1 tRNA gene and 1 rRNA gene are annotated in these 799 nt (G+C 50.4%); both read left to right on the forward strand.

What is annotated here, in order from left to right:
* Positions 1 to 462 (forward strand): 16S ribosomal RNA (locus ABLV64_RS05745); the annotation flags it as partial.
* A gap of 85 nt (positions 463 to 547) precedes the next feature.
* Positions 548 to 623: transfer RNA gene (locus tag ABLV64_RS05750), tRNA-Glu, on the forward strand.
* Positions 624 to 799: the final 176 nt, after the last annotated feature.

The following is a 799-nucleotide window of genomic DNA, read 5'->3' on the forward strand; positions in this document are numbered from 1 at the left end:
AATGTTGGGTTAAGTCCCGCAACGAGCGCAACCCTTATCCTTTGTTGCCAGCGGTCCGGCCGGGAACTCAAAGGAGACTGCCAGTGATAAACTGGAGGAAGGTGGGGATGACGTCAAGTCATCATGGCCCTTACGACCAGGGCTACACACGTGCTACAATGGCATATACAAAGAGAAGCGACCTCGCGAGAGCAAGCGGACCTCATAAAGTATGTCGTAGTCCGGATTGGAGTCTGCAACTCGACTCCATGAAGTCGGAATCGCTAGTAATCGTAGATCAGAATGCTACGGTGAATACGTTCCCGGGCCTTGTACACACCGCCCGTCACACCATGGGAGTGGGTTGCAAAAGAAGTAGGTAGCTTAACCTTCGGGAGGGCGCTTACCACTTTGTGATTCATGACTGGGGTGAAGTCGTAACAAGGTAACCGTAGGGGAACCTGCGGTTGGATCACCTCCTTACCTTAAAGAACCTGCCTTTGCAGTGCTCACACAGATTGTCTGATGAAAGTAAAGAAGCAAGGCGTCTTGCGATTGAGACTTCAGTGTCCCCTTCGTCTAGAGGCCCAGGACACCGCCCTTTCACGGCGGTAACAGGGGTTCGAATCCCCTAGGGGACGCCACTTGCTGGTTCGTGAGTGAAAGACGCGTGCCGATGTATCTCAAAACTCATCTTCGGGTGACGTTTGAGATATTTGCTCTTTAAAAATCTGGATCAAGCTGAAAATTGAAACGACACACAGCTAATGTGTGTTCGAGTCTCTCAAATTTTCGCGACACGATGATGTTTTACGAAACA

This window comes from Klebsiella sp. JB_Kp031 (assembly GCF_040064295.1).
GTDB classification, from domain to species: domain Bacteria; phylum Pseudomonadota; class Gammaproteobacteria; order Enterobacterales; family Enterobacteriaceae; genus Klebsiella; species Klebsiella quasipneumoniae.